Source organism: Rhodococcus sp. NPDC057014 (assembly GCF_042673295.1).
Lineage (GTDB): Bacteria > Actinomycetota > Actinomycetes > Mycobacteriales > Mycobacteriaceae > Rhodococcus_F.
Genome location: NZ_JBHUSF010000014.1, coordinates 1 through 18,198 on the forward strand (window position 1 = coordinate 1; position 18,198 = coordinate 18,198).

At 68.5% G+C, this 18,198-nt stretch carries 18 protein-coding genes; 11 read left to right on the top strand and 7 right to left on the bottom strand.

All coding sequences use genetic code 11. The features are described from left to right. Positions 1-91 precede the first annotated feature (91 nt). Positions 92-964: a MetQ/NlpA family ABC transporter substrate-binding protein gene (locus ACFTZB_RS04830; protein ID WP_378430352.1), complete on the bottom strand. Its 873-nt coding sequence runs from the start codon at positions 962-964 to the stop codon at positions 92-94. A 199-nt stretch (positions 965-1,163) separates the two neighbouring features. Here ACFTZB_RS04830 and ACFTZB_RS04835 point away from each other — a divergent pair, with 199 nt between their 5' ends. From ACFTZB_RS04835 to ACFTZB_RS04845, 3 genes are read left to right on the top strand one after another with little or no spacing between them, the layout of a single operon-like run. Then, on the top strand, positions 1,164-1,673 hold the full coding sequence (locus tag ACFTZB_RS04835; RefSeq protein ID WP_378430353.1) for an NADPH-dependent FMN reductase: 510 nt from the start codon (positions 1,164-1,166) through the stop codon (positions 1,671-1,673). Then, complete coding sequence (locus tag ACFTZB_RS04840) at positions 1,670-2,170, top strand: flavin reductase family protein (protein ID WP_072944120.1); 501 nt, start codon at positions 1,670-1,672, stop codon at positions 2,168-2,170. The genes ACFTZB_RS04835 and ACFTZB_RS04840 overlap by 4 nt, the downstream gene beginning before the upstream one ends. 9 nt (positions 2,171-2,179) lie before the next feature. Then, entirely contained in the window at positions 2,180-2,890 is a 711-nt protein-coding gene (locus ACFTZB_RS04845) for a GNAT family N-acetyltransferase (protein WP_378430354.1), read from the top strand. A 23-nt stretch (positions 2,891-2,913) separates the two neighbouring features. On the opposite strand, the gene ACFTZB_RS04850 is transcribed toward ACFTZB_RS04845, so the two are convergent. From ACFTZB_RS04850 to ACFTZB_RS04875, 6 genes are all read right to left on the bottom strand, one after another. After that, on the bottom strand, positions 2,914-4,197 hold the full coding sequence (locus tag ACFTZB_RS04850; RefSeq protein WP_378430355.1) for an LLM class flavin-dependent oxidoreductase: 1,284 nt from the start codon (positions 4,195-4,197) through the stop codon (positions 2,914-2,916). Continuing rightward, positions 4,197-5,123: a MetQ/NlpA family ABC transporter substrate-binding protein gene (locus ACFTZB_RS04855; protein ID WP_378430356.1), complete on the bottom strand. Its 927-nt coding sequence runs from the start codon at positions 5,121-5,123 to the stop codon at positions 4,197-4,199. The genes ACFTZB_RS04850 and ACFTZB_RS04855 overlap by 1 nt, the downstream gene beginning before the upstream one ends. A 36-nt stretch (positions 5,124-5,159) precedes the next feature. Next, positions 5,160-5,849, bottom strand: a complete 690-nt coding sequence (locus ACFTZB_RS04860) for a methionine ABC transporter permease (RefSeq protein ID WP_276135988.1) — start codon at positions 5,847-5,849, stop codon at positions 5,160-5,162. After that, a complete protein-coding gene (locus tag ACFTZB_RS04865) occupies positions 5,846-6,862 on the bottom strand; it encodes a methionine ABC transporter ATP-binding protein (RefSeq protein WP_378430357.1) in 1,017 nt (338 codons plus the stop codon). The genes ACFTZB_RS04860 and ACFTZB_RS04865 overlap by 4 nt, the downstream gene beginning before the upstream one ends. A 150-nt stretch (positions 6,863-7,012) precedes the next feature. Beyond that, the gene (locus ACFTZB_RS04870; protein WP_378430358.1) at positions 7,013-7,930 is read right to left on the bottom strand and encodes an LLM class flavin-dependent oxidoreductase; all 918 of its coding nucleotides are present in this window, start codon (positions 7,928-7,930) and stop codon (positions 7,013-7,015) included. Between the two features lie 58 nt (positions 7,931-7,988). Next, positions 7,989-8,381, bottom strand: coding sequence for a DUF3592 domain-containing protein (locus ACFTZB_RS04875; protein WP_378430359.1), 393 nt, complete (start codon positions 8,379-8,381; stop codon positions 7,989-7,991). Positions 8,382-8,628: 247 nt separating this feature from the next. On the opposite strand from ACFTZB_RS04875, the gene ACFTZB_RS04880 reads away from it, so the two are divergent. The 8 genes from ACFTZB_RS04880 (at position 8,629) to ACFTZB_RS04915 (ending at position 18,153) form a co-directional block, all read left to right on the top strand. Beyond that, positions 8,629-9,594, top strand: coding sequence for an ABC transporter permease (locus tag ACFTZB_RS04880; protein ID WP_378430360.1), 966 nt, complete (start codon positions 8,629-8,631; stop codon positions 9,592-9,594). Continuing rightward, positions 9,591-10,460, top strand: a complete 870-nt coding sequence (locus tag ACFTZB_RS04885; protein WP_378430361.1) for an ABC transporter permease — start codon at positions 9,591-9,593, stop codon at positions 10,458-10,460. Before ACFTZB_RS04880 ends, ACFTZB_RS04885 begins: the two co-directional genes overlap by 4 nt. Beyond that, positions 10,460-12,139, top strand: coding sequence for a dipeptide ABC transporter ATP-binding protein (locus ACFTZB_RS04890; RefSeq protein WP_378430362.1), 1,680 nt, complete (start codon positions 10,460-10,462; stop codon positions 12,137-12,139). The genes ACFTZB_RS04885 and ACFTZB_RS04890 overlap by 1 nt, the downstream gene beginning before the upstream one ends. Positions 12,140-12,190: 51 nt before the next feature. Further along, a complete protein-coding gene (locus tag ACFTZB_RS04895; RefSeq protein ID WP_378430363.1) occupies positions 12,191-13,816 on the top strand; it encodes an ABC transporter substrate-binding protein in 1,626 nt (541 codons plus the stop codon). A 121-nt stretch (positions 13,817-13,937) separates the two neighbouring features. Beyond that, positions 13,938-14,825: an LLM class flavin-dependent oxidoreductase gene (locus ACFTZB_RS04900; RefSeq protein ID WP_378430364.1), complete on the top strand. Its 888-nt coding sequence runs from the start codon at positions 13,938-13,940 to the stop codon at positions 14,823-14,825. Positions 14,826-14,853: 28 nt separating this feature from the next. Beyond that, complete coding sequence (locus ACFTZB_RS04905) at positions 14,854-16,083, top strand: acyl-CoA dehydrogenase family protein (protein WP_378430365.1); 1,230 nt, start codon at positions 14,854-14,856, stop codon at positions 16,081-16,083. A gap of 16 nt (positions 16,084-16,099) precedes the next feature. Next, the gene (locus tag ACFTZB_RS04910; protein WP_378430366.1) at positions 16,100-17,395 is read left to right on the top strand and encodes an LLM class flavin-dependent oxidoreductase; all 1,296 of its coding nucleotides are present in this window, start codon (positions 16,100-16,102) and stop codon (positions 17,393-17,395) included. A gap of 26 nt (positions 17,396-17,421) precedes the next feature. Further along, positions 17,422-18,153 (top strand): IclR family transcriptional regulator, encoded by a 732-nt coding sequence (locus ACFTZB_RS04915; protein ID WP_378430367.1) that lies wholly within the window; start codon positions 17,422-17,424, stop codon positions 18,151-18,153. Positions 18,154-18,198: the final 45 nt, after the last annotated feature.

Sequence of the window (18,198 nt, forward strand, 5' to 3'; positions counted from 1 at the left end):
TGGCGAGATCGACGGCGTCGACGGCGGTGAGTGTCTTCTTTCCGGTTTGGAAGGTTTTGGTGACGGATTCGAATCGGACGATCGGTGTCATCTACTTGGCCGAACGAATTCCCTCTTCGACCCGCGACAGGATCTGCTGGAGCTGGGCACCATCCCGTTCGACCTCGACGGACGTTCCCTTCGACTCCTCGCGCACGGCGGCCTGGATTTCGGGGTCGTGCCAGATCTTCACGAGTTCGAGGTACGTCGCGTTGTCCTTGTCCTCGGCGCGGGTGACGAACGTGTTGATGTACGGCTCGGCGGCGGGGCTCGACGGGTCGTCCTTGTAGAGGGCCGATGCGGGGTCGATGCCCGAACGCTCGAGGAACGTGTTGTTGACGATCGCACCGTCCACGGAGGCGAGGGACAGCGCGGTCTGCGCGGCGTCGACCGGCGTCACCTTCACCTTGGACGCCCCCGCGTCGATGTCGGCGGGCGTGGGGGACGGGTTGTCGCCGGTCAGGGTGAGCAGGCCGGCGCCCTTCAGCACGAACAGGGCACGGGCCTGGTTGCTGGGATCGTTGGGGATCGCGATCTCCCCGCCCTGCGGAATGTCGGCGACACTCTGGTGCTTCTGCGAGTACAGGCCGAGCGGCACGATCTGGGTGGCGCCGATCGGGGTGAGGTCGTCGTCGGCGCCGGTGTTGTACTCGCCGAGGAACTGCAGGTGCTGGAAGAGGTTGGCGTCGATCTGCCCCTGCGACAGGGCGATGTTCGGCTGGGAGTAGTCGGAGAAATTCACGACGTCGAGCGTGATGCCCGCATCCTTCGCCTTCTCTTCGAAGATCTCCCACGAGCGGTCACTGGCCTCGGTGGTTCCGATCCGCACCGTGTCGCCGTCGGCGCTGCCGGATCCACCGGAGCACGCTGTCAGTACCGCCAGCAGTGGAACGGCGGCAATGGCGAGAGAACGGCTGAACTTCACGGAAAATCCCCACGATCGATCGGCTGACCACGGAGTGTGGCCGCTGACAAATTAGCCCGTCCGAGCGCGGTGCGGAATGGTTTCGATCGACGTGATTCGAAAGGAGCCGGCTCGACTTCCGTTCCTGCCCAGCACTATTCGACCGGACCGGCCGCGTGCTCTAGGGTGGCAGCGTAGACATGTGGAAGGTGATGAAGCAATGAAGGTAACGGTAGTGGCCGGCAATCCCAAGCCCGGTTCACGGACGCTGGACGCGGCCGGTCTGGTCGCGGCCGCGATCACGGGGGCGGCCGCCAGTTCCACGGTCGACGTGATCGAGCTCGGCCCGGGACTGCTCGGTTGGGGCGACGAGAAGGTCGCGGCGGCGGTGGACACGGTCGCGTCGTCGGATCTGGTGGTGTTCGCCAGCCCCACGTTCAAGGCGTCGTACACGGGTGTGCTGAAACTGTTCCTCGACCAGTTCGCGACCGGCGACGGCCTGAAGGACGTCGTGGTGGTGCCGCTGATGCTCGGAGCCGGCCCGGCACACGCCATGGCGCCGGACCTGCTGCTCAAACCGGTGCTCGTCGAACTGGGCGCCACCGCCCCCGCGCCGGGCCTCTACCTCATCGACACCACCTACACCACCGACACACGCATCGCCGACTACACCGAGCGGTGGGGTTCGATCCTCACCGCGGCGGCCCGGACCCGGACGGAACTCTCATGACACAGGCAGACGGCACACTGGACAAGACGTCGCTCCGGGAGGCGTTCGGACATTTCCCGAGCGGTGTCGTCGCCGTCTGCGCCGAAGTCGACGGTGAACGGGTCGGGATGGCGGCGAGCACGTTCGTGCCCGTGTCGCTGGAGCCGCCGCTCGTCGCGTTCTGCGTGCAGAACACGTCCACGACGTGGCCGAAGCTCGCGGACCTCGAGCACGTCGGGATCAGCGTGCTCGGCGAGGCGCACGACGCGGCCGCCCGGGTCCTCGCCGCGAAGACGGGTGACCGGTTCGCGGGCCTCGACACCGAGACCACCGACGGCGGTGCGTTGTTCATCGACGGCGCGTCGGTGTGGCTCGACACCACCGTCACCCAGCAGGTGCCCGCGGGCGATCACGCGATCGTGGTCCTGCGGATCAACGAGCTGCGGGTGCAGTCGGAGATCGAGCCGATCGTGTTCCACCGCAGCCGGTTCCGCTGGCTCCGCACCGTCGCGTCGTAACCGAGCGCGATGACCACGGAACTGACGGCCCCGGCCGAGACGGACGTCCATCCTCTGGACGATGCGATTCGCGAATCCCTGCGCGGCGAGCACGCGCATTTCGCCCGGTGGTCGGGCAGGGTGGCGCGGTATCACCCGGATGTCGCGCCGCACGTCGGCCACCCGGACACCCTGGTGGACGAGGACTGGGCGGATCTGGCAGCATTGCTCGGCCCGTCCGCGACGGCTGCGCTCCGCGGATTCGGGCACACGCCGCCGCCGGGCTGGGAGGTTCTGAACTCCTTCGGCCTGGTCCAGATGGACGGCACCGCGCTGGACGTCGCACCGGACCCGGACGCCGAGGTCCTCGGCGCGGACGATGTTCCGGAAATCCTGGACCTGATCGGCCGCACCCGGCCCGGGCCGTACCTTCCGCGGACCATCGAGATGGGGACCTACCTCGGGTTTCGGGTCGACGGCGAGCTCGTCGCCATGGCGGGAGAGCGGCTGCACCCGCCCGGCTGGACCGAGATCAGCGCGGTCTGCACCGACGAGCGTTTCCGGGGCCGCGGATTCGGTGCCCGTCTCGTCCGCGCCGTCGGAGCCGGTATCCGCGCTCGCGGGGAGACGCCGTTCCTGCACGCGGCGCAATCGAACACGACGGCGATCCGGCTGTACGAGAGCCTGGGTTTCACCCTCCGCAGGCAGTCTGCCCTCACCGTCGTCCGGACACCCGCGTAGGCGGCTCCGCCGCCCGTGCGTGGTTAACGAGTCCCTGCACTCGTCAACCACTCACGGGGAGCGAAGCGCCCTCGCAGCGTGGACTCCGCGTACTCGTGCCGGAAGATCCCCTTCTCGCGCAGGAGCGGTACGACGTGATCGACGAAATCGGTGAGGCCTGAGGGGAATCCGTCCGGCATCAGGTTGAAACCGTCCGCCGCCCCTGCCACGAACCATTCCTCGATGGTGTCGGCGATCTGTTCGGGGGAGCCCACGACGAGCCGGTGCCCGAAACCGCCTGCCTTGCGCAGAAGTTCGGACACCGAGTACCGGCTCTCCAATGCCAGCCGCACGACTGCTTCCCGGAACCCGAGGGAACCGGAGAACGACGGGTCGACCGGCGCCAGCAGCAGGTCCTCCGGGATCGGCCGGTCCGGGTCGAGTGAGCTGAGGTCGACGCCGAGCATCCCGCCGAGCCGCTCGGCGGAGAAGCCGTCGGCGGCCTTGGACTCCCAGTCCTCGTACCGGGCGATCGCCTCGGCCTCCGTGCTGCCGACCACCGTGACGAGGCCGGGCAGGATCTTCACCGACCCGGGGTCGCGACCGGCCGCGCGCGCGACGTCCTTGACCTCCCGGTAGTGCTGCCGGCCGGCGTCGAGTGTGAGCTCGGCCGAGAACACCGCGTCGGCGCTGCGTCCGGCCAGCGCGCGGCCCTGCGGCGAACCGCCGGCCTGCACGAGCAGGGGATGCCCCTGCGGCGACGGCGGCACGGGCAGCACGCCGTGCACGTGGAAGAATTCCCCGTCCTGGTGGACCGGTACCCGGGTGGCCGCCGATTCCCACAGCGCCGTGACGACGTCCACGAACTCCGAGGCGCGGCGGTACCGCGCCTCGCGGTCGGGGATCCGGGAGAGACCGAAGTTGTGGGCCGTCCCGGCGTGGAACGTGGTCACCACATTCCACGCCACTCGCCCGCCGGACACGACGTCGAGGGATAGGAACCGGTCCGCCAGGTCGAACGGGTCGTTGAACGTCGTCGACGCCGTGCCGATCAGCCCGAGGTGCTCCGTCGCGCTCGCCACCACCCCGAGAACGGTGGTGGGTTCGAGCGCCCGGGTCGGTTTGACGGCGGGATCCTCGCGGAGCGCGGGACCGTCCGCGAGGAACAGTGCGTCCAGCGTGCCTCGCTCCGCGATTCTCGCGACTTCGGCGTAGTAGTCGGGGTCGATGAACGACGTCGGGTGCAGATCGGGGGCCCGCCACGCGGACGGGTGGAAACCCACGTCCAGCACGTTGACGTTGAGGATGACCTCTCGTTGCGCGGGCATCAGCCGGCGGGCTTCGCGGCGGCGCCGTCGACGTTGGTCTGGCTGCGGTCGGTGGCCCGCGCCGATTCGATGCTCTGCGCCACCCGGGAGAAGAACGGGTCGCTGTCGATCAGCTGCCCGATCCGCGGGTCGTGGTAGGTGTCGAGCAGCGGCGCGAAGTCGGGGTTGTCCTTGTTCTTCTCGTTGATGACGACCTCGATCCAATACAGCTCGTAGGCGGGGGCGTTGAAGACGATCTTGTCGTCGGACACGTCGGCGAGATCGAAGTTGGAACGCCAGCCCAGCGCCAGATCGACGTCGGGGAGCGTGCGCGGCAACTGCGCCAGCGCGGCCTCGGTGAACTCGAACGACTTCGGGTTGTCCTTCACGTCGCGGATGGTCACGCGGGACGGGTCGACTCCGTCCTTCAGCGTCAGCTGGCCGAGGTCCTGCAGGGTCTGCAGGGCCTGCGCCTGGTTCGACGGGTCGTCGGGAATGGCGACCTTCGCGCCCTTGGGGAGATCCTCGAGCTTGTCGAACTTCTCGGAATAGCCCGAGAATTTCAGGACGTACCAGTCGCCGGCCGCATACAGTCCGAGGTTGCCGTCCTCGTTCTGCACGCGCATCCACTCCTGATGCTGGCTGTGGTTGGCGTCGATGTCGCCCTGGGAGACCGCCAGATTCTTCAGCTTCGAATCCTCGATCTGCACCGGTTCGACGGTGATGCCGTGGTCGGGGGCGAGTTTCGCGACCTCCTTGGCGAGCTTCTCGTCGAGGATCGATCCGGCGGTGTACCCGATCTTGAACGTGGTCTGCGGGCCGTCGCCCTCGGTGCGGTCGTTGCCCCCGCCTGCGCCGCACGCGGTCAGGAGGAGCAGCAGTGTGGCCGTCAGTCCGCCTGCCGCGACAGCGCGGGCGCGCGTCACCGAGCGGGGTCGAGTCGTCATGGGTGTAGTCCTCTGATCTGAGTGGGAGTGAAAGGCTCAGCGCCGGTTGGTGAGGCGGGCGGCCAGATCGCCGACGAGTTGGATGACCTGGACCAGCACCACGAGCGCGATGACCGTCGTGATCATCACGGTGTTGTCGAATCGGTTGTAGCCGTACGCGATGGCGAGGTTGCCGATGCCGCCGGCTCCCACGGCGCCTGCGATCGCCGACATGTCGAGGATGCCGATCAACGCGATCGTCAGGGCGCCGATGATGGTCGGGACCGCTTCGTGGAGTTGCACTTTTCGGATGATCTGAAAGTTCGAGCCGGCCGACGCGCGGCCCACTTCCACGACCTCGGGGGGAACGTCCCGCAGCGAATTCTCGATCAGGCGCGCGACGTACGGGGTTGCGGCCAGCGTCATCGGAACGGCTGCCGCCTGCACCCCGAGCGACGTGCCGACGACGAAGCGGGTGAACGGGATGATGGCGGCCATCAGCACCAGGAACGGCAGCGATCGGCCGAGATTGACGACCCACCCGGCGACCGCGTTGACCGCGGGGTTGGGAAACAGTCCGCGGGGAGCGGTGTTGTGCAGCACGACCGCCAGCGGAGTGCCCAGCAGGATCGCCAGGATCACCGTGATCCCGACCATCTGCACGGTCTGTTGCAGGGCGGGCAGGAACAATTCGGGAAGTTCCTCGACGGGCGTCGAGATGGCCAGGACGACGCTGTCGGCGCTCATGCCGCCTCCTCCTCGGTGGCGGGGGCGGGCGCGTTGTCGTCGACCCGTGTCCCGTGCAGACCCCACGAGGACAGAAGCTCCCCGACCGACGGATGGTCACCGGCAACCGAGATGGTGACCCGGCCTGCGGGGCGTCCGCCGACCGACTCCACGGTCCCGGACAGCACCCCGATCGATCGGCCGGTGGCAGTGCCGAGACGCTCGATCCAGTTGGTGGGGACGGTGTCGGAGCCGTAGGTGACGTGCCACAGCACATCCCGGTCGTCCGCGGTGATGTGGGAACGGTCGGGGAGCAGCCCGACGCCGAGTTCGGAGCGCGGGTCGCGCAGGAGGTCGATCACCGGGCCCGATTCCACGACCCGTCCCGCGTCGAGGACGGTGACCACGTCGGCGACCTGGCGGACGACGTCCATCTCGTGGGTGATCAGCACGATCGTGAGCCCGAGGTCGTCGCGCAGTTCGCGGAGCAACGCGAGGATGGATCGGGTGGTGGCGGGGTCCAGTCCGGACGTCGCCTCGTCGGACACCAAGACCTTGGGGGCCAGTGCCAGCGAGCGGGCGATCCCCACACGTTGCCGCTGCCCGCCCGACAGTTGCCGGGGGTAGAGGTCGGCCTTGTCGGACAGTCCCACCCGCTCGAGCAGTTCCGCCACCCGCGCCCGTCGCTCGGCGCGGCCGACGCCGGCGAATTCCAGCGGCAGAGCCACGTTCTCGGCGGCGGTCCGCCGGGCGAGGAGGCTCGACGCCTGGAAGATCGTCCCGATCGCGCGGCGTTGTTCCCGCAGTCGCCGCTCGGACAGCCCGGAGACGTCCGTTCCGTCGAGGAGGATGCGGCCCTCGGACGGACGCTCGAGCAGGCTGATGATGCGCGACAGTGTGGTCTTGCCTGCTCCGCTCTGGCCGATCACCGCGGCGATCTGGCCGGTGCCGACGGTGAAGTCGATGTCGTGGAGCACCTCGACGGAGCGGGCTCTCTTCCCGAATCGTTTCGTGACGGACCGAACTTCGATCATGCTGCACCACCTGTATCGGATGACGGCACCGCGGGTCGGCCGCCGGGAGGGAGTCCTGGCCTGTGGGTGGGCCAGTGGGCTCCCGAAACGATAGGCGCGGGTAAACGGAAAGTCATGTGTAAGAATCGACTTGATCAGAAGGTGCGCTCGCTACCCGGGATACACCGGGCGGCGGCCGGTCGGGGCAGGCGCCGGATCGGGTAGCCGCAGCGTCGCCCGGAGCGACCGCTGCCGGTACCCGCGGGGCCGAGGCGGCTTCGCCCACGCGGAGAAGCCGGCGTCGAGGTCGGTGACGGTCGCGATGTGACCGTCCACGCCGGTGGCGTCGGGATCGTCGACGACGAACAGCAGGGCGCGCTCACGCACGGTCGGGCCGTGCCGGTCGACGTCGCCGCCGGCCAGCACGACGATGTCGGAAACCTCTGCTGCGGAGACGATGTCGTCGCCCTCCTGCGCCCACCACGCCACGGGGATCTTCTGCTGCGGCGGTGCCGGTACGTTGAGGGGGCCGGCGATGTCGAAGATCCCCTGGTGGTCGGCATAGACGATGCGGCCGGAATCGGCGAAGCGCACGTCGTCCGGGCGTCCACGGATCGTGTCGGCCGGCCAGCTCTCCCACAGGGTGCGGGAGGCGTGGATCGCGTCCGTCGTCACCGCGGGACTCGGCCCGGCCTCGATCCACACCCCCGCCGAGGCCAGGTTGCCCGGCGCCGACCGGTCCTCCACGCCGGTGAGCCAGCCGACGCGGCCGCGGCTGGTGTGATCGAGTGAGGCCAGCCGGCGAGCCAGGTTGTACGGGTGGTCGAGGTGGGGGACGGCGGTGACGAACACACCGACGTCGGCGGTGGCGGCGATCAGCGCCGCGGCGGACACGCTGGGCGACAGGGCCGCGGTGGGCCGCGGAGCGGTCCGTGACACCCGTTCGACGCCGACGAGGACGAAGTCCGCCCCGGTTCGGTCGACGAACGCGGCGAGTTCGTCGACCCGGCCGCGGCGGATGGCGTCGACGAGCACGTGCTCACCGAGCGCGAGTCCGTAGAAGGTCCTGCTCCGCTGGATCACACTCATCCGAGGTCTCCCGGTGTCGGTTCGAGGGTCTGCTGTCGTGATGTCATCGCTAGTGGTGTCAAGGGGCATCTCCTGAGAAGAGGGCGACGATCGCGAGGGTGAAGGATGTGAGTCCCAGCGCGACCAGGAGCATCGATACGGACGCACTGCGCCGAAGGACGCTGGCCCGCGGATCCTGCGGGTCGTACCACAGCCAGAGGACCTGTCCGGAAACGAATTCGTTCCTGCCGGCGTCGGACACGGCGGCGCCGAGTCCCGGACCGGGATCGAATGTCTTTCGCCGGCCGGTGAACTCGTCGCCCCCGACCCGGTAGGCGTAGGTGACCGGGGGTCGTACATCGACGACCGCGCATTCGGACCCGGTCCACGACCGCGACCGCCACAGCGCGAGGACGCCCGGAACCCCACGGAACAGGAGGAACGCACCCGCGACGATCCAGACGGTGACCACACGGGCGACGTTACGGCGGCGACGGTGGGGTCGTACAGCCTTCCCCGCAGCGTGAGCGGAACACCGTTTCCGCACGTGCACGCGCCGGCGGTCGCATGAATGGTGTTGGACACCAGACATTTAGGCCGTGTGTTGAAATCAGGACGAGTGGAAGACTCGGATAATCGGTGGCCCTGAGCCTACGGTGGCCGTGCGAGAAACTTCGCAGAATTCCCACATCCGGCAGCATGTCCCGAAGGTGCGCGCAATGAGACCGAACTACTGGTACTTGGCGCGAAGGGTGGGGCAGGCGTTCGTCGTGATCGCCCTGTCTTACACCCTCGTGTTCTTCGTACTCAACGTTCTTCCCGGTAACCCGATCGAATCGCAGATCAACAGTCCCGAGAACCCGATTTCGGCGGAGGACGCCGAAGTGCTGATCGCCTATTACAACCTCGACAAGTCGGCGTTCGAGCAGTTCGCGCTCTCCGTGCAACGACTGGTCGTGCACGGCGACCTCGGCTATTCGCTGACGTCGGGCAAGTCTGTCGAACACCTGCTGTTCTCGGCGCTTCCCTCGACGCTGAAGCTGGCGTCCACGGCGTTGCTGCTCGCCATCGTGTTCGCCTTCGTCATCGCGCTGACAGCGGTGTTCGCGAAGGCCGCACGCGTCCGGGAGGCCGCGCGGGCCGTACCGGCGGCGTTTCTGTCGACGCCCTCGTTCATCGTCGGCCTGTTGCTGCTGCAGTTCTTCGCGTTCGAACTCGGGCTGGTCTCCGCCATCCGGGACGAGGGGGTGCGCTCGGTGATTCTGCCGGCCATCGCGCTGGCCATCCCCGTGTCCGCGCCCATCGCGCAGGTGCTCATCCAGGGGCTGCACAACGCGTCGGGTCAACCGTATGTCGACGTACTGCGGTCGAAGGGGCTGACGGAGAACCGGATCATCTTCCGGCACGTGCTCAAGAACGGGTCGATCCCGACGATCACGATCGTCGCCATCACGGTGGGGGAGCTGCTCGCGGGATCCGTCATCACCGAAACGGTGTTCTCCCGCACCGGAATCGGATATCTCACCGAACAAGCAGTCCGCAATCAGGACACCCCTGTCATCCAGGCGGTGGTGATTCTGGTGTCGGTCATCTTCGTGGTCGCGAACCTGCTCGCAGATCTCGCGTATCCGCTGATCGACACGAGGATCTCCTTCGCGCCGGACAAGAAAGTGGTCACAGCATGAGTGTCGACGCGCCTGTGCGGCGCGCACCGGTCGGCCCCGCCGCGACGCCGCGCGTGCCATGGGCACGCAGGCACGGGCTGAGCGCCGGCGACGTCCTGTCCGTGGTGTTCCTGCTCCTGGTGCTGCTGTGCATTCTGCTGCCGGGGGTGCTGGCGCCGTTCGATCCGCTCGCCGAGTCGCCGGAGCATCCGCTGGAGGGGCCGAGCCTCGGCCACCCGTTCGGTACCGACTACATCGGCCGCGACGTGCTCAGCCGCGTCATCCACGGTGCGGCGACCACCATCAGCGGTTCGGTCATCGCGGTGATCCTCGGACTGGTCGTCGGCAGTGTGCTCGGTCTGACGTCGGCGTACTTCGGCCGGGCCTACGACACCGCCGTCAGCCGCGTCGTCGACGTCCTGCTGTCCATTCCGGCACTGCTGCTGGCGATCACCATCATCGTCGCGCTGGGCTTCGGAACCGTCAACGCCGCAATCGCTGTCGGGGTCTCCTCCGTCGCGGTCTTCTGCCGGTTGATGCGTTCGGAGGTCCTCACGATCAAACACCAGCCGTTCGTCGAGGCCAGTGAGCATCTCGGCGCCGGTAAGATCTGGCTGCTGGGACGCCACATCCTCCCCAACGCGTACTCCTCGGTGCTGTCCCTGGCGGCGCTGCAGTTCGGCTCCGCGATCCTCTCCATCGCGGCACTGAGTTTCCTCGGGTACGGCGCCCAGCCGCCGAATCCGGAATGGGGCCTCCTCATCGCGGAGGGCCGCAACTACATCGCCACCGCGCCGTGGCTGGTGGCGTTCCCGAGCGTGGTCATCATCCTGACCGTGCTCAGCGTCGGCAAGTTGAGTCAGATCGTCCGGAAGCAGGTGGGTTGATGACAACGGTCGCGGAAGCACCGGTCACGAGTTCTGCCGGGCAGCGGGACGGCGGTCCGTTGATCGTCGCCCGGTCCCTGCACATCGAGTACGCGCCCGACTCCCCGCACCTGCCTGCCGCACAGGTGGTGAACGACGTGAGCTTTCACCTCGAGCGGGGGCAGACGCTCGCCGTGGTCGGGCAGTCGGGGTCGGGGAAGACGACCATCGCGCGGGCCGCCATCGGACTCCTGCCGGGCAACGGCCGGATCTCGTCCGGGAGTGTGCACATCCTGGGCCGGGACGTGACCGGGTACGGGCAGAAGCAGTGGCGCGACCTGCGGGGCGGCACCATCGGGTTCGTGCCGCAGGATCCGCTCGGTTCCCTCGACCCCCTGCAACGCGTTGGCGACCAGGTGGCGGAGACCCTCCTCGTGCACGGGCGGGCCACCCGCCGGGACGTCCGGTCGAAGGTGACGCGCCTGCTCGACCGCGTGGGGATCCGCAATCCCGCCGAGCGCGCACGCGCGTACCCGCACCAGCTGTCCGGCGGCCAGCTGCAGCGGGTGCTCATCGCCATCGCGATCGCGGTCGAGCCTGCGGTGCTCGTCGCGGACGAGCCGACGTCGGCGCTCGACGTCACCGTGCAGAAGCGCATTCTCGACCTCCTCGCCGACCTGCAGGACGAACTCGGACTCGGCATCCTGTTCATCACCCACGACCTGGCACTGGTACGCGACCACAGCGATTCGGTTCTGGTCCTCAACGAGGGCCGCGTCCGCGAGGCCGGACCCGCCGGCGACGTCCTGGATCACCCGAAGGACCCGTACACCGTGCAGCTCATGAGCGACGCGCCCGCACTCTCGCCCGGCAAGTACGCCGGCCGGAACACCGGGGCGGGCGTGGCGACACCACTGCTCGAGGTCCGGAACCTGACGAAGACGTTCGCGACCGGCAGGCGCGGCAAGGGCGGGCAGGCGACGGTGGCCGCACTCGACTCGGTGTCGTTCTCCGTCGCCCGTGGCAGTACCCACGCACTGGTCGGCGAATCGGGCTCCGGCAAGACCACCACCGCGCGAATCGTCGCCGGACTCAGCACGTTCGACTCCGGTGAGGTGTTGGTCGACGGCCGGCCACTGAAGACCGATCCGCGGTCGTACCGCCAGAATTCCCGGGTGCTGCAGACGGTGCAGCAGAATCCGCTGGCCGCGATGGACCCGCGCTACACCATCGCCGACGTGATCGAGGAGCCGCTGCGCATCGCCGGATCGGGTGACCGGGCGAGCAGGCACTCCGCGGTGCGTGACGTGCTGGACAAGGTCGCGCTGCCGGCCGAGGTGCTCGGGCGCAGGCCCCTGGAGATCTCCGGCGGTCAACGTCAGCGAGTGGTGCTGGCACGGGCGCTCGTCCTCGCCCCGAAGATCCTGGTGCTCGACGAGCCGACGTCGGCGCTGGACGTCACCGTGCAGGCGCAGATCGTCGACCTTCTCGTGGATCTGCAGGCCCAACTCGGTTTGACGTACCTGTTCATCTCCCACGACCTGAGCCTGGTCCGTCAGATCTCGGACACGGTGACCGTGCTCGAACACGGACGCCTCGTCGAGTCCGGTTCGGTCGCCGAGGTTTTCGGCAACCCGGCCGACCCGTACACGGCGCGCCTGATCGATGCGGTCCCCGGCCGGATTCCGCTCGCCGTCTGAATGCTTTCCAGTTTTCGACGCCACTTCACACAACCCGGAGGTTCACGGTTCATGGCACGCAGGTTCGGACGCTTCCGCCTGGCGGCGTGCATCGCGGCGACGGCGGTGGTGGTGGCGTCGTGCACTCAGGCGCACGGTGCCACCGAGACGGCTTCGCAGGTCAAGCCGGGGGGAGACCTCGTGTACCTCGACGCCGAGGTGACGGCGTCGATGCAGATCCAGGTGTCGTACTGGCAGAACAGTCTCGTCAAGGATCAGCTTCTCGACCGACTGGTGTACCAGGATCCGGAGACGTTCGAATTCGAGCCGTGGATCGCGCAGAGCTGGACGGTCGACGACCCGGGAACCACCTACCAGTTCGTCATCCGCGACGGCGTCACCTACAGTGACGGCACCCCGTTGGACGTCGCCAGCGTGAAACGCAACATCGAATGGCTGGCCGAGGGTGACAAGCCGAAGGGGATTCCCCGCAACGCGTGGTTCCCAAAGGTGACGGCGGTCGACACGGACGCGGCCGCCCGCACGGTCACCGTGCACCTGGCGGAACCGAACGCCCCCTTCCTGGCGGCGTTGTCGATGAACACGGCCGGGCTCGTCGCGGACGCGACCATCGACGCGAGCAAGGAAGACCAGTCGGTGGTGACCAATCTGATCGGCAGCGGACCGTTCGTCGCGGAGTCGGAGATCCCGAACAAGGAGATCCGACTCGTCAAGCGTCGCGGGTACGACTGGGCGCCCGCCACCGCGAAGCATCAGGGCGAGGCGTACCTGGACTCGGTGACGGTGGTGCCGATCGAGGAGGACAGCATCCGCGTGGGTGCGTTGCGTTCCGGGGAGGGCGACGCCCTGCGGTACACCCAGCCGCCGGACGAGGCCCTGCTGCGGAAGGAGGGATTCACCGTTCTGGGACTGCGCACCCCGGGTCTGGCCAACGTCCTGGACGTGCGGCAGACCGCCGATTTCGTCGACGACGTCAACGTGCGCAAGGCGCTGATGTACGGAATCGATCGCGACCAGATCGTGTCCACCCTGTACTCGGACAACTGGAAACCCGCGAACAGCATCATCACCGAGGGTGCGCTGGGGTGGAAGGACCGCTCCGACGAGGTGCGGTTCGACCCGGACGAAGCGAACCGCCGGCTCGACGCGTCGGGCTGGACCGCGCGGGATGCCGACGGGATCCGGCAGAAGGACGGCAGGCCACTCGAGCTCAGCCTGTACATCGACGTCTACGACCACACGTCGAAACCGTTGTACGAACTCGTCCAGCGACAGCTCCGTGCGGTGGGAATCTCGCTGCAGCTGAGGCAGACCGACTTCGCGAACTACCCGAAGGCGACCGCCGATCCGAAACTGAGCCTGCGCCGCAACGGGTGGCCCACGGCCGACACCTTCCGGCTGACCCAGAACTACGACAGCGACCAGGGGGATCTGTTCCAGCTCGAAGGCAACGACCCGTATCTCGACGGCCTGCTGCGGTCGCAGGTCACCGAGACGGACCGGAACAAGCGGATCGCGCTGATCGAACAGATCCAGGATCACGTGATCGACAACGCCTACACGATCCCGCTTCTGCTCGACACCCAGATCTTCGCCGTGGCCCCGCACATCCACGATTTCCGCAATGCAGCCAACTCCGTGCCCTGGTTCTACGACACGTGGACCGAGCGTAAGTGAGTACCGCTGTGGAACACAATGTTTCATCCGGCGCCGCGTCCACAATCACACTGAGCGCAATGCTCGTCCGGGGCGTGACGCTCTGGGAAGGTGAGAGGCAATCGCGGAGAGGGGAACCGTCATGAGCCGCCATACCGTCGTCGGACTGCAGCTCGACGCCGCCGTCGTCACCCACGTGCTCGACCCGAGGCAGCAGGCGCGGCGAGAGGAATTCGGGCGCAGCATCGACGAGTCGGGAATCGACTTCCTCGTTCTCGGTGGTGACCACACGAACGAGGTGGAGCCGAGGATCGATGCGACGGTGGCCGCCACCGTCCTGGCCCGGCACACGAGTTCGGTGGGAGTGGTGGTGACCGGCGCCGTGGTTCGCGATCACCCGTTCAATCTCGCGCGCCGGCTCGGCTCGCTCGACCACGGATCCCGCGGCAGGGCCGGCTGGCTGATCGGGTCGGGCCCGGTGGACGCGGCCGTCGATGCCGTGTCGGTCGTCCGGAAGTTGTGGGAGAGCTGGCCCGGCGACAGCATCGTCGACGACGCCGAGCGCGGCATCTTCGCGGACTCCGAACGGATCGTCCACATCGATCACACGGGCATCTTCGCCGTGTCGGGCCCGCTCAATGTTCCCGAACCGCCGCAACGCAAGCCGCCCGTCTTCTGGCGCCCCGCGACCGACGCCGAACAGATCGCCGCGCGGCGCACCGCCGACGCGGTGATCCTTCCGGACGAGGACTCGGTGCGCCGATACCGCGCGCACTTCGACCCGGACGCCGCCCGGGACCAGGTGCTGCTCATCGACCGGCAATGGACACCAGGCAGCACCCCGCCTGCGACGGAAGCCGACGGCGTGATCGTCGGAGGGTTCACCGCCGCCGATCTGCCCGCCCTGCTCGCCGCGGTTCGGCGGGCGCCGATTCCCCAGGACCCGCGGCGCACCCTGCGTGACCGTCTGGGTCTGCAGACGGCGGAGACCGTGCTGTCCGGCGGCCGCAGCGCGTTCCCGGCCAGCTGACCATTTCACCGAAGACAGGAGATTCACCATGACAGCGGTATCCGAGGCCCCCGCACCGGAGGCAGGGCGTCCGCCCGCACGCGGCTCCGCCGAACTGGCCGCCGTGATCGCCGAGATCGCCGACGACGCCGCGCGACGGCGTGCCGGTGGCGGGACCGAAGGGCCGCACCGGGCCGTCGAGCTGATCCGCGAGCACCGCCTCGGGGCCGTGCGCGTGCCCCGCGAGCAGGGCGGCGGCGGGTACACCCTGCAGGATCTGTTCGACCTGGTGATCGACCTCGCCGAGGCCGATCCCGACGTTCCGCACATCATCCGGGTCCACTACGCGTTCGTCGAGGAACTGCTGCGGGTCCCGCGCACCGAGCGCAAGGAGGCATGGTTGCCGGACGTCGTGTCGGGCAAGCTGTTCGGCGGCGCGTCCTCGGAGCTGAGCACCCGCGCCGTCGGCTCGTACAGTTTCGAATCTACGCTGACACCGGTCGACGGCGGGTACCGCCTCGACGGGGTCAAGTTCTACAGCACGGGCTCGCTGTACTCCGATTTCATCCGGGTCTCCGCCAACGTCCCGGACGGAAAGGCACTGAGCGCCATTGTGCCCGCCGACCGCGCGGGGATCGTCCACGAGGACGACTGGGACGGAATCGGCCAGCGGCACACCGGCAGCGGGACGACCGTGTTCGAGAACGTCGCAGTGGCCGAGTCCGAGACCCTTCCGTTCCGGGGCGGCGACGAGGAGACCCGGCCGCGTCAGGCGCTTCCTCAGCTGTACCTGCACGCGATCGCGGCGGGCATCCTCCGCACCGTCACGGCCGAGTCCGCCGCGCTGATCCGTGGCCGCAAGCGCAGTTTCGTGTTCGCTGCCGCCGAGGAACCGCGGCACGACCCGCAATTGCTCGAGGTCGTCGGAACACTGTCGGCGGCGGCCTTCGCGGCGGAGTCGGTGGTCCGCGTGGCCGCCGCAGCCCAGGATGTGGCCGCGGACGCCGCCCGCACGTCCGGCGTCGACGCCCGGCTCGAGCAGGACGCCGCGGTCCTGGCCGCGAAGGTGAAGGTGTCCATCGAGGACGTCGCGCTCCGGGCCGCGACCCGGTTGTTCGAGGTGGGCGGCGCCTCGGCCACCCGGGAGTCCGCGCACCTGGACCGGCACTGGCGGAACCTGCGAACCCTGTTCTCCCACAACCCGACGGTGTACAAGGCGCGGGTGATCGGCGACCTCGTGGTCAACGAGACACCGCTCCCCGACACCGGATTCTTCTGATTCGGAAGGCAAAGCAGTGAGTAGCTCCCGACGCCAACTGGTGCTCAACGTGAACGTGCTCGACGTGGGTATCGCCCCCGGGGCGTGGACGCTCGACGACGTGCACGCCCACTCGTTCGTCGATCTCGACCACGTCACCAGGGTCGCGCAGATCGCCGAGCGCGGCACGCTCGACGCGTTCTTCCTCGCCGACGGTCCCGGCTTCTGGGAGAACCCCCGGGTCAAGCCGACCCGGGCGCTGGAACCGTCGGTGATCCTGGCGGCCGTCGCGACAGCCACCGAGAATCTGGGTCTGATCGGGACCGCCTCCACCACGTTCAACGACCCGCGCGATCTCGCCGCACGCTTCCTCTCCCTCGACTACCTCAGCGGGGGCCGGGTGGGGTGGAACGTGGTCACCACGTATTCGCCGACGGCGGCAGCCAATTTCGGCTTCGACCAGATCCCGGACCGTGACTACCGCTACCGCCGCGCCGAAGCATTCGTCGGCGTCGTCACCGCACTGTGGGAGAGCGCCCGCAGCGGTGTCCCGGTGTCGCACCACAGCGAGTTCTTCGACGTCGACGGCGTGCTGCGGGCGCCGGCGTCGGAGCAGGGGCAGCCGCCGCTCGTGCAGGCGGGCGGATCACCCGCCGGGCGTGAGCTCGCCGGACGCACCGCTCACGGCGTGTTCTCCGCAGAGCTGACACTCGACTCCGCGCGCAGGCACTACAAGCACGTCAAGGACGTGGCGCGGGCGGCAGGCCGCAACCCGGACGACGTGAAGATCCTGCCTGGGCTCATCACCGTCATCGGCTCGACGGAAGCGGAGGCCGTCGCTCGACACGAGCAGCTCCGCGAGCACATCCCCGCCCGGTTCGGCTGGGACCGGCTGAGTCTGACGCTCGGCGTGCCGCTCGCGGAACTCGACCTCGACCAGCCGATCCCGCCGCCGCTGCTGGACGGGCCGCCCGACCCCGCGACGTTCTCGGGTTCCCTCGGATTCCGCGAATCGGTGGTCGGGCTGGCGCGGGAGCGGAACCTGACCGTCGCCCAGCTGCTGCGCGAGTTGAACGGCGGCGGCGGGCACCGCGCCGTCATCGGCACCCCGGAACAGGTGGCCGACACCATCGAGGCGTGGTTCCGCGCCGAGGCGGCCGACGGATTCAACCTCATGCCCGACGCGTTCCCGTCCGGTCTCGATGCCTTCGTCGACGAAGTGGTGCCCCTGCTGCGCAAGCGGAGACTGTTCCGCCACGAATACGCGGAGAAGACCCTGCGCGACCGCTTCGCGGTTCCGCTTCCCGAGTATCGCGCCGCGCGGTCGGCCTGACTGCGTCCGGACAGTAAGGAGGCCTTGTGAATTCACCGCGGTCGGGGTCGCAGGCGGTGGAACGGGCAATCGCGGTCCTCGCCTGCTTCGAGAGCGGCGCCACCGACCTGACGGTCAGCGCGCTCGCCGCCCGCACCGGATTGGCGGTCAGCACCGCGTATCGCATCGTGCAGGCCCTCGTCCGCGGCGGATTGCTCGAACGCGACGAGCACACCGACTGCTACCGGGTGGGGCCGCATCTGATCTCCCTCGCCGTGCCGTCGCTGGGGCGGCACGACGCCGAAGCGTTCGCCCCGCACCTGTATTCGCTCGCCGCGCGGGTGAAACTGACCGCCAGCCTCGGCGTCGCCAAGGACGATGTCGCGGTCACCGTCTTCTCCGCACGCCCACCCGAGCGGTTCTGCACGCATCAGCTGCCCGGTGCGCGTCAGCCACTGCAGACCAGCGCGATGGGCATGGCGATCCTGGCGTTCGGCACGGCGTCCGCCCGGCGAGGCAGTTCGGTGCAGGCGTCCCCGGACCTCGAGCGGGTCCGGCGGCGGGGGTACGCTGCAGCCTTCTCCTCCGAGAACCGGGACGTGCTCGCCGTCGCGGTTCCCGTTCTCGACGCCGACGGACGGTCCCGCGGCGCGCTCGGGGTCCAGGCGCTCCGCCGGCGACTCACCGACGATCTGGTGCGGGAGATCGTGCCGCCGATGCGGGGCGTCGCGGCGCGGATCGGTGCGGGCGCCGGAACCGCATTTCCCGCGTTCCGGTAGGGAAAAACTCAGGGTGAACCTTTTTCGCATTGTGAAAATACTATT

Bases quoted from the DNA above. Each gene is read 5' to 3' on its own strand.
- ACFTZB_RS04895 (WP_378430363.1), top strand. From the start codon at position 12,191: ATGGCACGCAGGTTCGGACGCTTCCGCCTGGCGGCGTGCATCGCGGCG.
- ACFTZB_RS04905 (WP_378430365.1), top strand. From the start codon at position 14,854: ATGACAGCGGTATCCGAGGCCCCCGCACCGGAGGCAGGGCGTCCGCCC.
- ACFTZB_RS04900 (WP_378430364.1), top strand. From the start codon at position 13,938: ATGAGCCGCCATACCGTCGTCGGACTGCAGCTCGACGCCGCCGTCGTC.
- ACFTZB_RS04855 (WP_378430356.1), bottom strand. From the start codon at position 5,123: ATGACGACTCGACCCCGCTCGGTGACGCGCGCCCGCGCTGTCGCGGCA.
- ACFTZB_RS04870 (WP_378430358.1), bottom strand. From the start codon at position 7,930: ATGAGTGTGATCCAGCGGAGCAGGACCTTCTACGGACTCGCGCTCGGT.
- ACFTZB_RS04885 (WP_378430361.1), top strand. From the start codon at position 9,591: ATGAGTGTCGACGCGCCTGTGCGGCGCGCACCGGTCGGCCCCGCCGCG.
- ACFTZB_RS04845 (WP_378430354.1), top strand. From the start codon at position 2,180: ATGACCACGGAACTGACGGCCCCGGCCGAGACGGACGTCCATCCTCTG.
- ACFTZB_RS04840 (WP_072944120.1), top strand. From the start codon at position 1,670: ATGACACAGGCAGACGGCACACTGGACAAGACGTCGCTCCGGGAGGCG.
- ACFTZB_RS04850 (WP_378430355.1), bottom strand. From the start codon at position 4,197: ATGCCCGCGCAACGAGAGGTCATCCTCAACGTCAACGTGCTGGACGTG.
- ACFTZB_RS04835 (WP_378430353.1), top strand. From the start codon at position 1,164: ATGAAGGTAACGGTAGTGGCCGGCAATCCCAAGCCCGGTTCACGGACG.
- ACFTZB_RS04890 (WP_378430362.1), top strand. From the start codon at position 10,460: ATGACAACGGTCGCGGAAGCACCGGTCACGAGTTCTGCCGGGCAGCGG.
- ACFTZB_RS04865 (WP_378430357.1), bottom strand. From the start codon at position 6,862: ATGATCGAAGTTCGGTCCGTCACGAAACGATTCGGGAAGAGAGCCCGC.
- ACFTZB_RS04880 (WP_378430360.1), top strand. From the start codon at position 8,629: ATGAGACCGAACTACTGGTACTTGGCGCGAAGGGTGGGGCAGGCGTTC.
- ACFTZB_RS04860 (WP_276135988.1), bottom strand. From the start codon at position 5,849: ATGAGCGCCGACAGCGTCGTCCTGGCCATCTCGACGCCCGTCGAGGAA.